Below are 14,269 nucleotides of genomic sequence, written 5' to 3' on the forward strand. Positions count from 1 at the left end.
CTTGAAGGGAAATTGGCACATTGTTGCACTTGCTGTTACGGTAAGTATTATTACTGTCTTGACAGCAAGCTATCTTTTCGCCATTTGTTATATAGCCTGGATAGGTTTTTTGTTTTTACAAAGAAGGCTGGGTAAGATGGTTCTACTATTGGCTTCAGCCTTTCTTTGTTTTTTTCTACTTTACATTCCAAAAATACATGATTTGTCACCTGTTTTTTCTGAAGAGTCGTTTCCTGAACAAACCTTTAATGGTCAAATTATCGGACCAATAGAAGAAAGCTCTTCTAGAATTCAATTCACCCTCAAAGACACCCCCAGCAATAAAACCTACCTTATTCTCTATTTTAAAAATGACACCACAGAAATCGCAAGATACCCTCACTTACGAACGGGAGCAACTTGTAAATTCCAAGGTATACCAGAACGCCCTGATCCAAGTACTAATCCAGGAGAGTTTGATTTCAGAAACTACTTAGCATCAAAAAAAATAACATATCAAGTATATTTGGAATCATTGCAAGAGATTACCTGCACTGGTCAAAATTTATTACATCGCTTCTACACCTTACGTAAGAATATAACCACATATTTAGATAAAAGAGTGTCAACAGGTACAAGTTCGTGGATGAAGGGACTGGTGTTAGGGGACGATTCTGCCATAGAAGAAGAGACAATAGAATTATTTCAAAGATGGAGTTTGTCCCATCTTCTGGCCATCTCTGGATTGCATGTTGGTCTATTTGTTGGGTTTCTTTATCTTGTGTTTATTAAATTTAACGTGCTTACAAAAGAAAAAGCGCAATGGCTCATTCTTTTTATACTTCCTGGATATGCGGTTGTAGCCGGTGGTGAACCATCGATATGGCGTGCTAGTATGATGGTGGTATGTTTTGTCATTTTAAGAAAGTTAAATAGTACATTTAACTACACGGATGTCCTCAGTTTCGTATTTATCTCGTTCGTTATTCTTAACCCTTATTTGGTTTATCAAGTTGGGTTTCAACTCTCTTTCCTTGTTACTTTTGGCCTACTTCTTTCCCAAAGATGGATCGCCACGTCCAATTCGCTGATTGTACAAGGATTTAAAATTAGCTTTGTAGCCCAAATGATGATCCTTCCTATGTTACTTCATCATTTCTATACCTTCCAGCCGCTTTCTATTTTGGTCAATACGCTAATCGTTCCTTATTTTTCCTTATTAGTCATACCATCTATGTTTATGTTTGTAATTGTTTCACCCTTTCCTATTATTCAGGTTTTGGACAAAATATTTCTTATGGCACAAAATCTTTTATTAACTTTTTTACATTTTTTAGACAAGCATTTTAATTACCCTTGGACTATAGATGGTATGTCAATTGAGGCAGTTGCTGTTTATTACATGTTAGTCATTTGGTTTATGTATTTTGTACAATTAAAACACAATTTGAAAGCATTTTTTTCAGGTACGTTAATTACGGTTTTGATATCATATTTTGCGGCTATACCTTATTTTTCATCATATGGAATTATAACAATGCTTGATATTGGGCAGGGAGATGCCTACGTTGTTGAATTACCATATCGCAGAGGAGTTTTTCTAATAGATGCAGGCGCAGGTGTAACATTTCCTGAACGAATACCAACCAATTCGAAATATAAAAAAATCATACAACCCTATTTAAAATCGCGAGGAATTACCAAGCTCGATGCAATTATTGTGACACATAAGGATGTGGATCATTCAGGCAGTGTAAACTATTTGGCAGGGGAATACAAAACAGACATGATTATAGTGAGTGATTATTATGAAATTGAACAGGCATCAAAAGACTTATGGGCACAGGAAAATATTGCAGTTCATCACGTTAAACAAGGTGATCAAATTAATGTGGGCGGTCAAATCCTACATGTGATGGCACCAAACAAAGACAAAGGATCTCCAAATGAAAATTCAATTGTATTACTAACAGAATTTGGTGGTCAATCATGGCTATTCACAGGGGACATTGGCAGGGAGGAGGAAAAGGAATTTATCAATACTTATGAACATTTATCAATTGATGTTTTAAAAGTGGCGCATCACGGTAGTAGTTCCTCATCGGATGAAACATTTTTAGAACAAATAGAGCCGGCATTTGCATTGATATCAGCTGGTAGAAATAATAGGTATGGCCATCCAACTGAGGAAGTCATCGCTGGATTGGAGAAGGTAGGAGCCATGATTTTACGAACAGACAAAGATGGTGCTGTACAATTTGTATTTAACCGAGAAGCAGGAACCTTTTATAAATTCTTACCATAGGATAACGTATAAGCATGAACAAAAGCACAGTGTGGTGTAAGAATGAGCTAGCCTGGAAATGCATCAGTAGATGATTCAAATGTACATTATTATAAACCAAGAAAAAAGAGACTGTAGCAGATCAGTCTCTTGGTTAATCAGCACGGCGTATGGCTGATATTCTACTGGTTCTTTCATTCACGTCTAACGGCCGGCTACGCTAATAATGACACCGATCGCAAAAATTAAAGTGAAGAAAATAAATGAAAAAGCAAAGCCTTTAATGGAGTCAACTACATCATTGTTTTTTGATTGTACATTTTTTTCAAAATCATTCACTTTTACCCCTCCTATATCACCATTTAGTATAAATTAAAAACGTTAAAAAATCCACTTATGGCTAAATATTTGTTACAGATGATTTATACGTCTCCAATTATAGAAAGACTTAACAACCATACTTTCACCATTGATGGATATTCTATAAAGGAGAACAAATATCGTTTTGCCGATAGTTCCTAGGCCTTGAAGCAAAGCGTTTATATAGATATCGGAGGGAAATAATGAAGTATATTTCCCTCTAAAAATTCCTTGCTATTCCACCTTTGAAGACGTACCATTATGGTATACATAGTAGTGGAGTGAGTGGAATGAGTTATCAGGAAGTCATGAAAAGTTTGAAAAAAGAAGTTTCTCCGGTTTATATGATTTACGGAACGGAAACCTATTTTATCGAGAAGCTTAAAAAGGAACTAATAAAGCAGGTGTTAGGACAAGATAAAGAAAATCTTTCGATATATGAATTAGATGAGACACCGATTCAAGAGGTCGTCACAGATACGGAAACTTATCCTTTTTTTGGGGGTAGGAAGTTAGTCTTTGCAAACAACCCAGTCTTTTTAAAAGCAAAGCCTGATAAAATATCGTTTGAACATGAAGTAAACGTGTTGGAAAAATACCTATCTCATCCAGTTGACTATACTGTTCTTGTGTTAATAGCACCGTATGAAAAAATAGATGAGCGAAAAAAAGTAAGTAAGCTGCTTAAAAAGCAAGCAACAGTAGCAATCTGTAATCCGATTAAAGAGTATGAGGTAAACAAATGGATTAAAGACTTGGCAGTTCAATTTAATATAACCATCGACCAAGATGCTTTGGAAATATTTGAAACGGAGCTGTCTACAAACTTACAAATGCTTGAAAATGAACTAACGAAGCTAGCGTTATATGTTGGAGAGAATGGGATCATCACAAGAGAGGTTGCAGAAAAGCTAATTGCACATACTGCTGACAATTCTTCACTTCGCCTAGTAGATGCCGTTATTGAGGGAGACCTTTATAAGGCGATCGCTATTGCTAAAGATTTGCAGAAATTAAAAGAAGAGCCGATTGCCTTAATTGGCTTACTCAGTTTTCAATTTCGTACTATTTTAAGAGTGAAACTATTGAAGCAGAAGGGTTACACACAGGCTCAAATGCAAAAACAGCTTGGTGTACACCCATATGTAATTAAAATAGCTTTAAGCAGGGAGCGACGATTCCAATTACACGTATTACAACTAATTATGGATAAGCTCGCTAATGCGGATGCTGCGATGAAAGTAGGCGGGATGGAAAAAGAGCTTACGCTAGAATTACTGCTGTATGATTTGGTTCAAATTAGATGATAGTTTATGTAAGGTAAAAAAACGATCCTAAAAGGATCGTTTTTAATTTTGGTTATTATGCACCAATATTATTCACTTTTTTACTCAAACGGGATTTTTGACGATCTCCGTTATTTTGATGAATAATTCCTTTTTGAACAGCTTTGTCAATGTGTTTAACTGTTGTTTGTAAAGCAGCTTGTGCGTTTTCCGCATCATTTGCTTCAATCAACTTTTCAACACGTTTGATTTGAGAACGCATTTCTGATTTTTGAGCGTTATTTTGCAAGCGTTTTTTGTTGCTTGTGTCTACGCGCTTCATTGCAGATTTAATATTAGCCATTATTTCACCTCCTAATAGTACTTCAACTTACATGTCTTTCTTGTGTATCCGTATCTAATTTAAGTAAAGGCAATGCCTTCATTACTTTGTTAGTGGACAAGAGACATTTTACCAAAGGAACCGATTGTTTTCAATAGCTTTGTTGTCTTCTTCGGCAATTTGTATGATTTACATGAAATTGTTAATTCTAATAACTAATGAGTTTCGAAAGGATGAGATGGATGAGAGAGCAAGAAAAAGTTGCATTCCAGGTTCGTACAGATTTAGCAGTTGAAGCAAAGGACATGTACGTGGAGCAAGATCAAACTGATGAGAAAAAACTTACAGGCGTTACCATTAAAGAGAGAGAACAAGATAATATTAAAATCTCCTATGTTGATATTGACGAGGTTGGCGCTGAAATGTTAGGAAAGAAACCTGGATCTTATATTACTATTTATGCTGATGGCGTAAAAAAACAGGATACGGCGAGACAGGAAGCAGCAGCTAAAATTTTGGCTAAGGAATTAGAAGAGCTCATTGCGAAAAATAATATAGCACCAGATAGTACTGGCTTAATAGTAGGATTGGGAAATTGGAATGTTACACCCGACGCATTGGGGCCTATGACAGTGGAGAAGATTCTTGTCACAAGTCATCTATTTAAGCTACAGCAGGAGACGGTATCAGAAGGGTATCGTCCTGTTGCTGCCGTAACTCCAGGGGTAATGGGTGTTACTGGAATTGAAACAAGCGATATTATCTTTGGAATCGTTGAAAAACTAAAGCCTGACTTTGTGCTAGCAATTGATGCACTTGCTTCACGTTCTATCGAAAGAGTAAATGAGACCATCCAGTTGTCGGATACGGGTATCCACCCCGGATCAGGAGTTGGGAATAAAAGAAAAGAGCTTAGTAAGGACACCCTGGGGGTCCCTGTGATGGCAATAGGTGTTCCTACAGTAGTTGATGCCGTAACAATCGCCAGTGATACGATTGACTTTCTTTTGAAACATTTTGGAAGGGAATTTAACGAAAAAGATCGTCCCTCTAAAGCATTAGCACCCGCAAGTTTGAATTTTGGTAATAAAAAATTTACCGAAGAAGACCTTCCAGATGACGAAAAAAGACAGACCTTTCTTGGAATTGTCGGCACACTTTCTGATGAAGATAAGAGAAAACTGATATCAGAAGTACTGACACCAATTGGACACAATCTAATGGTGACACCTAAAGAAGTTGATGGTTTTATGATCGATATGGCAAGTGTTATTTCAAATGGAATAAATGCAGCACTTCATGAAAAGGTTAATGTGGACAATTTTGCTTCCTATTCGAGGTAGAGACGTTACCCTCTATTAAGATAGTTTCCTTATGAAAGAATTAGTTCTACTTCCGAATACCAACTCATAGAGTTAACTATAGAGTTGGACTTCGGGAGGTTAGGGGTATGCTGAAGAAAACAAAAAGGTTCCAGTCTATATCTAAAAGAAGTGGTCTCTACTTGCTTGGAATTCTAGTGCTTTTTATTGTTATTGGAGTACTTACTACAATTAAGCCAGCATATAGATTATCATCAGAGGCTATAACAAATTTAACAAGTGATATAGATAGCTCTACCTTTCTCTATCTATTAGGAATGGAAAATAGAGTTTTTAAAGAGGCTTATCCAGATGACAAAAGCATGCCAAAGATTTCTTCAACCCTATTACAAGTTGCAACAAGCGTGAAGCCTAATGACCCAAGAAGCTTACTTGGTAATGAGTTACCTGGTTTTTCTGAGTTTGACAGACGCATTTTGATCGCGGGAGAAGGAACAAATTATACAAACCTACCGATTGAGTCATCTCCTCCTTTAGAAGATGTACTAAAGGACCGTGAGGCAGTAGTAGACGAGAGTGAGACAGACGAAAATCAAGAGGCACAAGAGGACAAGGAAAAAGATGAAGAAAAGGAAGTAACTCCTACGACAGGTGACAGAGATGTTGTTTATATATATAACACACATAACAGAGAGTCTTTCTTGCCACATCTTCCTGGTGTGACAGATCCTAATCAAGCAAACCATAAAGAAGTGAATATCACGAAGGTTAGTGAACGTCTTGCGCAATCATTAGAGAAAAATGGCATTGGTACCAGTGTAGACGATAGCGATATTAGTAGTATTGTAAATAATAAAGGTTGGGGTTATGGAAAGTCATATGATGCCTCAAGAGAAATAGCGGAAGAAGCTCTAGCGACAAATAAAGATATCCAATATGTTTTTGATTTGCATCGAGACTCCCAGCCAAGGGAAATTACGACAAAAACAATAGATGGAAAAGATTATGCTCGGATTATGTTTGTAGTAGGTATGGAACACGTTAACCACGAGAAAAATTTAGAAATTGCTTCAGAGTTACATCATCTTATTGAAAAGAAGTACCCAGGGCTTAGTCGTGGAGTGATACCAAAGGCTGGGGCTAGAGTAAATGGTGTTTATAACCAAGATTTGACTGAAAATGCTTTATTAGTTGAATTTGGCGGTGTAGGAAACAATCTAGATGAACTTTATCGATCAGCTGATGCAGTTGCCGATGTATTTGGTGAATTTTATTGGGATGCCGAAAAGGTCGACGCTAATGCGGAGGGGGAGTAAGTCATGTTACGTTCTATTATTGTCGTGTTATTGTTAGCAGTTTTCTTTTTGACAGGAATGTTATATGGCTTACATAAGGACGAAGCATCAACCCTTCTAGAGCCAAAAGCAGAACAACTTGATGAGCCTGAGGCAGAGGTTACTGCTACTTCGGATGAAGATGAGGAAGAAATAGAAGAAACTAAAAAACCTGCCTCTACCATTCAGATGGCTGAGCCTTCAAACCTTACGCAAAAAACTGCGTCTGTATTGGAGGCTGGCGTGAAAGGATTCTATGAAGCCATTGTACAAATTATGTACCACATCTCTCAGATATTTTTTTAATAAGAAGCAAAGGGGAAGCCCAAACCCCTTTGCTTTTTTACTTTATGGTTATTTGATGGAGTTTAATATTTCTTGAATATACGGCAGGCTATTGCTATAATCAATGCTAGTCCTTATCGTTGTAGGAAGTGAGATTCAGATATCTAAAAAGCTGACTTATTTAGTTTGAAGTAGTTTTAATTATGAAAAACACGGAAGAAATGTTCCTTATAAAAATTCAACGATAAATTTGGAGCTTTTATCTATGCTAGATAAAAGTCGTGTAGGAGTGAACACCAATAATGGCAAAAAAACAGAGAAATGTCCGTAACTTTTCCATTATCGCCCATATTGACCACGGAAAATCTACGTTGGCCGATCGGATTTTGGAAAATACCAAAGCGATAACGCAACGTGAAATGAAGGATCAGTTATTGGACGCGATGGACCTTGAAAGAGAACGCGGTATTACAATTAAATTAAATGCAGTTCAGCTGGAATATACGAGTAAAAGTGGAGAAGAATTTATATTTCATCTAATTGACACCCCGGGCCATGTAGATTTTACATATGAAGTTTCTAGAAGTTTGGCTGCCTGCGAAGGAGCAATCCTAGTAGTGGATGCAGCCCAAGGGATTGAAGCACAAACATTGGCCAATGTTTATCTAGCATTAGATAATGAACTAGAAATAATTCCAGTAATTAATAAGATTGACCTCCCAAGTGCGGATCCAGAGCGTGTGAAGCAGGAGTTAGAAGATGTTATCGGAATTGATGGGGATGATGTTATTCTAGCTAGCGCTAAGTCGAACATAGGAATTGAAGATATTTTAGAAAGAATTACGGAAGCAGTACCAGCGCCAGCTGGGGATGCGGAAGAGCCACTTCAAGCCCTTATTTTCGATTCTCTTTATGATTCATACCGTGGGGTTATTGCGTATGTGTGTATAAAGGAAGGCTCGGTAAAGGTTGGAGACAAAATACAAATGATGGCAACTGGTAAAACCTTTGAAGTAAATGAGCTTGGTGTGTTTGGACCAAAGCCAATTAGTAAAAAGGAACTTTCAGTTGGAGATGTTGGTTTCCTAACAGCCTCTATAAAAAATGTTGGAGATTCTAGAGTCGGGGATACCATTACGCTTGCTAACAGACCTGCTGCAGAACCATTACCAGGTTACCGGAGACTAAACCCAATGGTGTTTTGTGGTCTCTATCCAGTTGATTCTAATGATTATAATGATCTTAGAGAGGCGCTTGAACGACTTGAATTAAATGATTCATCTTTACAATACGAGCCGGAAACTTCTCAAGCATTAGGCTTCGGCTTCCGCTGTGGTTTTCTTGGTCTGCTGCATATGGAAATTATCCAGGAACGGATTGAAAGAGAATTTAGTATCGATCTTATCACGACAGCTCCAAGTGTAATTTACGAAGTAGAACAAACAGATGGAGAATTAATGGAGGTAGATAATCCATCTTTAATGCCAGACCCACAACAAATAAGCGAAATTCGAGAGCCATTTGTTAAAGCGACCATTATGGTACCTAATGAGTATGTAGGAGCTGTTATGGAAATTACCCAAAAGAAGCGCGGACAATTTATTGATATGGAATATCTAGATGATATTCGCGTCAATGTGGTCTATAACATTCCGTTATCGGAAATAGTATATGATTTCTTCGATCAGTTAAAATCACAAACAAAAGGATATGCTTCTTTTGATTACGAATTAATAGGGTACAGAGAATCCACACTTGTTAAAATGGATATACTTCTCAATAGTGAAACAATCGATGCGCTTTCTTTTATCGTTCACCGAGATTTTGCTTATGAAAGAGGTAAGCAGATTGTAGAAAAATTAAAAGAACTTATTCCACGTCAGCAATTTGAGGTTCCAGTTCAAGCTGCAATTGGTAATAAAATTGTAGCGCGGTCTACCATTAAAGCAATGCGTAAGAATGTACTTGCTAAATGTTATGGTGGCGATATTTCGCGAAAACGTAAGTTATTAGAGAAACAAAAAGAAGGTAAAAAACGAATGAAGATGGTAGGCTCTGTAGAAGTCCCACAAGAAGCGTTTATGGCCGTCTTACAAATGAATGATGATTAATCGTGAAGGAGGGAGAACTTGTGGCTATAGAAAGCCCGCGAGTTTCCCTTTTCCTTTTACATTGGAGGATTTACATTGAAAAACGAAATTCAATCGGTATATATTCATATTCCGTTTTGTGAGCAGATTTGTCACTATTGCGATTTCACAAAATTTTTCTTTAACGAAAAGCTGGCTACGGAGTATATAGAAGCATTAGAAAATGAAATTAATATAAATGTGCCAGGTGAGAAGAATAAGGTGAAAACGATTTTTATCGGGGGAGGGACACCTACTGCATTAACCTTAACGCAGTTAACCTCTTTATTGAATATTATAAATAAGAAGTTTGATGTTTCGAGCTGTGAAGAGTATACGATTGAGGCGAACCCAGGGGATTTTGACAAAGAAAAAATTCAATTGCTGGCTGCGTACGGTGTTAACCGTATCTCTTTAGGAGTTCAGGTGTTCGATGACAATATGCTGGAAGAACTGGGCCGACTGCATAAGGTGAAGGATGTTTACAAAACAGTAGATGAATTGAAGCAACACGGTTTCTCAAATATTAGCCTTGATTTAATTTATGCCCTACCTAACCAAACTGTAGGTCAATTTGAAAAATCGCTAGCAGAAGCCATGGCATTTGGTCTTCCGCATTTATCTACGTATGCATTACAAATTGAACCTAAGACAGTTTTTTATCAAAAGCATAAAAAAGGAAAACTGCATAGACCAGCACAAGATGAGGAAGTTGAAATGTATCAGATACTACGGGATTCAACGAAAGCTCATGGAATAGAGCAATATGAAATAAGTAACTTTGCAAAACCAGGCTATGAAAGTAAGCATAATTTAACGTACTGGGGAAATGATTACTATTACGGATTCGGAGCGGGGGCATATGGCTACCTGCCAGGTAAGCGATACGGAAATATTAAACCACTTCCTGCTTATACTAAACAAGCAATGAAAGATGGCCGTCCTGTTCTTCATGTAGACTCAATTAGTAGGAAAGAGAGAATTGAAGAAGAAATGTTTCTTGGTCTCCGAAGAACAAAAGGTGTCAGTAAGAAGCATTTTCAAGAGAAGTTTGGTATAGCCCCAGCAGACCTATACAACAATGCCATTGAGGATCTTATCCGCAGAGACTGGTTAGCGGAAGATAAGGATTGGCTTCGTTTAACAGACGATGGACTTCTTCTAGCAAATGAAGTATTTGAACGGTTTTTACTAGACGAGCCTGTAACCATTTAATTAGTAATGGGTGCCAACTGTTCTTAAATGGTTAGTGCTTATGTGGAATTTAAATTTTGTAATGCATGGTCGTTGACAAAGAAATTATGATTTGATAATTTAATATTAGAATTAGCACTCGCGGCTACTGAGTGCTAACAGGGGTGATCATCATGTTAACAGAAAGGCAACTATTAATTCTGCAAGTCATTGTTGATGATTTCATCGAGTCAGCTCATCCTGTTGGTTCTAGAGCTATTTCGAAAAAAGAGGATATACCATATAGTGCTGCTACAATACGTAATGAAATGGCAGATTTAGAGGAACAAGGTTACTTGGAAAAGACACATTCTTCTTCAGGTAGAGTTCCATCTGAAAAAGGCTATCGCTATTATGTTGATCATTTAATTTCACCATCAGGCCATGCACATAATGGAGATGTTATCAGCCCTATGATAAAGGACGGTTTTTTTGAGTTTGAACAGATTGTTCAAATGTCTGCAGAAGTGCTATCAGAATTAACCAATTACACTTCTATTATTTTGGGGCCGGAGTTATTTGAAACAAAACTTAAACAAGTGCAATTAATTACATTATCTGCACATACAGCTGTAGCCATCCTTGTTACGAATACTGGACATGTGGAGCACCGTTCTTTCTCAATTCCGGTTGAAATAAAATCGTCTGACCTAGAGAGAATGGTGAATATTCTAAATGAGAGGCTTCATGATGTTCCAATCTTAAAGCTTCAGGAGATATTCAACACTGAAATTGCGGCAATGATGAAAATGTATGTTGAGGATTTTGATAGATCCTATAATTACCTCAAAGCGGCATTTTTATCTGATCATCCAGTCAAACTTTATATTGGGGGGAAATCCAATATATTAAGACAGCCTGAATTTAATGATGTGGATAAAATTCGCTCTTTCTTTACTATGATGGATAAAGAAGAGGAAATAATTAGCCTGCTTAAACATACAGACCACGGTATTAATGTCTCAATTGGGAAAGAAAACGAAGTAGACGCGATTAAGGATTTCAGCTTAATTACCTCCTCCTACCAGTTAGGGGATGGACAGCTTGGAACGATTGCATTACTTGGCCCTATGAGAATGGAATACAAAAAGGTCATTTCACTACTAAACGTTGTATCGAATGAAATGACAGATGCTTTGCACATGTGGTATAAAAACAATGAGTAAACAGTTGAAGTGCAGACCATTTTGTCTACAGTTCACTTAATGGTATAGTTTAACAGGATGATTTAATAGGAGGTGGCACATAGTGGAAAATGAAGGTAAAAACATTGTAAAAGATGATGAAACTGAAAATAATGAATCAGAACATATAGAAGTGATTGATTCAGAAGAAAGTATTATGGAAGAAGCTCAAAATGGGGGCGAAAGCTCTGATCCTTTACAACAAGAAGTGGACAAATTAAATAAGGAAAAAGAAGAAATCTACGGGCGCTTAATACGCCTGCAAGCTGAATTCGATAATTATAAAAAAAGAACACAAAAAGAAAAGGAAGCTGACCGCAAGTACAAATCACAAGACTTAGTAAATGATTTATTACCGGCAGTGGACAACTTTGAAAGAGCTCTTCAGGTGGAAAGTTCTGAAGAAAATGCGGGGCTGGTTGAGGGAATTACAATGGTTTACCGTCAACTAAAAGATGCATTGAAGACAGCTGGAGTGGAAGAAATTGAAACTACCGGTAAGGAATTCGATCCTAGTCTTCATCATGCTGTCATGCAAATTGAAGATGCTGAAATAGAAGCGAACACTGTAGTTGAAGAACTACAAAAAGGTTATATGCTTAAAGACCGTGTTATTCGACCAGCAATGGTTAAAGTGAATAAATAAAGAGAAGCGCAGTTAAGGAGGAAATGGAAGATGAGTAAAATAATTGGAATTGATTTAGGTACTACTAACTCATGTGTGTCTGTAATGGAAGGTGGAGAAGCAGTTGTTATCCCTAACCCGGAAGGCAACCGTACAACACCATCTGTTGTTGCGTTTAAAAATGGTGAACGCCAAGTAGGGGAAGTTGCTAAACGTCAAGCAATCACAAACCCAAACACCATTCAATCTGTAAAACGTCATATGGGAACAGATTATAAAGTTAAAATTGAAGACAAAGAGTATACACCACAGGAAGTATCAGCAATTATACTTCAGCATATTAAATCCTATGCAGAAGACTATATTGGCGAGACAGTAGAAAAAGCTGTTATTACGGTACCTGCTTACTTCAATGATGCAGAGCGTCAAGCAACAAAAGATGCTGGTAAAATTGCTGGGTTAGAAGTAGAACGTATTATTAATGAACCAACTGCTGCAGCACTAGCATATGGTATTGATAAAGAAGATCAAGATCAAACTATTCTAGTATATGACCTTGGTGGCGGTACATTTGATGTATCTATTCTTGACATCGGTGACGGTACATTTGAGGTAGTTTCAACAGCAGGTGATAACAAACTTGGTGGAGACGACTTTGACGATGTAATTATTGATTACATGGTTCAAGAATTTAAAAAAGAGAATGGCATTGACCTTTCAAAAGATAAAATGGCAACACAACGCCTTAAAGATGCAGCTGAAAAAGCGAAAAAAGATCTTTCTGGTGTGTCTCAAACCCAAATTTCACTACCATTTATTACAGCTGGTGAAGCAGGTCCACTTCATTTAGAAATGAACATGACACGTGCTAAATTTGAAGAACTTTCTTCAGAATTAGTTGAACGTACAATGGTTCCAACAAGAAAAGCATTGAGAGATGCGGATCTTTCTTCTAATGGTATTGATAAAGTAATTCTTGTTGGTGGTTCTACACGTATCCCAGCAGTACAAGAAGCAATTAAACGAGAAATTGGTCAAGATCCTTCTAAAGGAGTTAACCCTGATGAAGTTGTAGCTTTAGGTGCAGCTATTCAAGCTGGAGTGCTTCAAGGCGATGTGAAAGATGTTGTTTTACTTGATGTAACACCTCTATCTCTTGGTATTGAAACAATGGGATCTGTTTCTACTAAATTAATTGAGCGTAATACAACAATTCCAACAAGCCATTCACAAGTATTCTCAACTGCTGCTGACAATCAAACTGCTGTTGATATCCATGTACTTCAAGGCGAGCGTGAAATGGCTGCAGATAATAAAACACTTGGCCGTTTTCAACTAACAGATATTCCACCAGCACCAAGAGGAGTACCTCAAATAGAAGTATCTTTCGATATTGATGCAAATGGTATCGTTAATGTACGTGCTAAAGATATGGGTACGAATAAAGAGCAATCTATCACCATTAAATCTTCTTCAGGTCTATCTGATGAGGAAGTAGAAAAAATGGTTCAAGAAGCAGAAGAGAACGCGGAAGCAGATAAAAAGCGTCGTGAAGAAGTAGAACTGCGTAATGAAGCAGATCAGCTTGTGTTCACAACTGATAAAACAATTAAAGATCTTGGAGACAATGTATCAGAGGAAGAAAAACAAAAAGCAGAAGCTGCAAAAGAAGAATTAAAAACTGCATTAGAATCTGAAGACCTTGAACAAATCAAAGAGAAAAAAGAAGCATTGCAGGAACAAGTTCAACAGCTTTCTGTTAAAATGTATGAGCAAATGCAGCAAGATGCTCAAGCTCAAGAAGGCCAAGAAAATAGTGGCGATGACGTAGTCGATGCTGACTATCAAGAAGTAGATGATGAAGAAAATAAAGAAAATAAATAATGCAGGTATTCCTTGCTAATAGCTTGGAACAATCTTTCCTGT

At 37.2% G+C, this 14,269-nt stretch carries 12 protein-coding genes; 10 read left to right on the top strand and 2 right to left on the bottom strand.

What is annotated here, in order from left to right:
* The first annotated feature begins 1 nt into the window (after position 1).
* Complete coding sequence (locus tag BN985_RS10390) at positions 2–2,284, top strand: DNA internalization-related competence protein ComEC/Rec2 (RefSeq protein WP_042223402.1); 2,283 nt, start codon at positions 2–4, stop codon at positions 2,282–2,284.
* Between the two features lie 183 nt (positions 2,285–2,467).
* Here the strand turns inward: BN985_RS10390 and BN985_RS10395 are convergent, their stop codons facing one another.
* Positions 2,468–2,602, bottom strand: coding sequence for a YqzM family protein (locus tag BN985_RS10395; RefSeq protein WP_036572483.1), 135 nt, complete (start codon positions 2,600–2,602; stop codon positions 2,468–2,470).
* Between the two features lie 311 nt (positions 2,603–2,913).
* Between BN985_RS10395 and holA the strand changes: the two genes are divergently transcribed.
* Positions 2,914–3,930: a DNA polymerase III subunit delta gene (holA, locus tag BN985_RS10400; RefSeq protein ID WP_042223403.1), complete on the top strand. Its 1,017-nt coding sequence runs from the start codon at positions 2,914–2,916 to the stop codon at positions 3,928–3,930.
* Between the two features lie 55 nt (positions 3,931–3,985).
* Here the strand turns inward: holA and rpsT are convergent, their stop codons facing one another.
* Complete coding sequence (rpsT, locus tag BN985_RS10405; RefSeq protein ID WP_042223404.1) at positions 3,986–4,252, bottom strand: 30S ribosomal protein S20; 267 nt, start codon at positions 4,250–4,252, stop codon at positions 3,986–3,988.
* Positions 4,253–4,473: 221 nt separating this feature from the next.
* Here rpsT and gpr point away from each other — a divergent pair, with 221 nt between their 5' ends.
* The 8 genes from gpr to dnaK all read left to right on the top strand — a co-directional run bounded on the left by gpr (position 4,474) and on the right by dnaK (position 14,227).
* Complete coding sequence (gpr, locus tag BN985_RS10410; protein WP_042223405.1) at positions 4,474–5,574, top strand: GPR endopeptidase; 1,101 nt, start codon at positions 4,474–4,476, stop codon at positions 5,572–5,574.
* Positions 5,575–5,681: 107 nt separating this feature from the next.
* Entirely contained in the window at positions 5,682–6,869 is a 1,188-nt protein-coding gene (gene spoIIP, locus BN985_RS10415) for a stage II sporulation protein P (RefSeq protein WP_042223406.1), read from the top strand.
* Between the two features lie 3 nt (positions 6,870–6,872).
* Positions 6,873–7,193 (top strand): hypothetical protein, encoded by a 321-nt coding sequence (locus BN985_RS10420; RefSeq protein ID WP_042223407.1) that lies wholly within the window; start codon positions 6,873–6,875, stop codon positions 7,191–7,193.
* A gap of 281 nt (positions 7,194–7,474) precedes the next feature.
* Positions 7,475–9,283, top strand: coding sequence for a translation elongation factor 4 (gene lepA, locus BN985_RS10425; protein WP_042223408.1), 1,809 nt, complete (start codon positions 7,475–7,477; stop codon positions 9,281–9,283).
* Between the two features lie 75 nt (positions 9,284–9,358).
* Positions 9,359–10,516 (top strand): radical SAM family heme chaperone HemW, encoded by a 1,158-nt coding sequence (gene hemW, locus BN985_RS10430; RefSeq protein WP_042223409.1) that lies wholly within the window; start codon positions 9,359–9,361, stop codon positions 10,514–10,516.
* 152 nt (positions 10,517–10,668) lie between these two features.
* Positions 10,669–11,700: a heat-inducible transcriptional repressor HrcA gene (gene hrcA / locus BN985_RS10435; RefSeq protein ID WP_042223410.1), complete on the top strand. Its 1,032-nt coding sequence runs from the start codon at positions 10,669–10,671 to the stop codon at positions 11,698–11,700.
* Positions 11,701–11,782: 82 nt separating this feature from the next.
* Positions 11,783–12,364: a nucleotide exchange factor GrpE gene (gene grpE, locus BN985_RS10440; protein WP_042223411.1), complete on the top strand. Its 582-nt coding sequence runs from the start codon at positions 11,783–11,785 to the stop codon at positions 12,362–12,364.
* Positions 12,365–12,394: 30 nt separating this feature from the next.
* Positions 12,395–14,227 (top strand): molecular chaperone DnaK, encoded by a 1,833-nt coding sequence (gene dnaK / locus BN985_RS10445; protein WP_042223412.1) that lies wholly within the window; start codon positions 12,395–12,397, stop codon positions 14,225–14,227.
* Positions 14,228–14,269: the final 42 nt, after the last annotated feature.

It is taken from the genome of Oceanobacillus manasiensis (assembly GCF_000724085.1).
Classification (GTDB): Bacteria; Bacillota; Bacilli; order Bacillales; family Amphibacillaceae; genus Oceanobacillus_B; species Oceanobacillus_B manasiensis.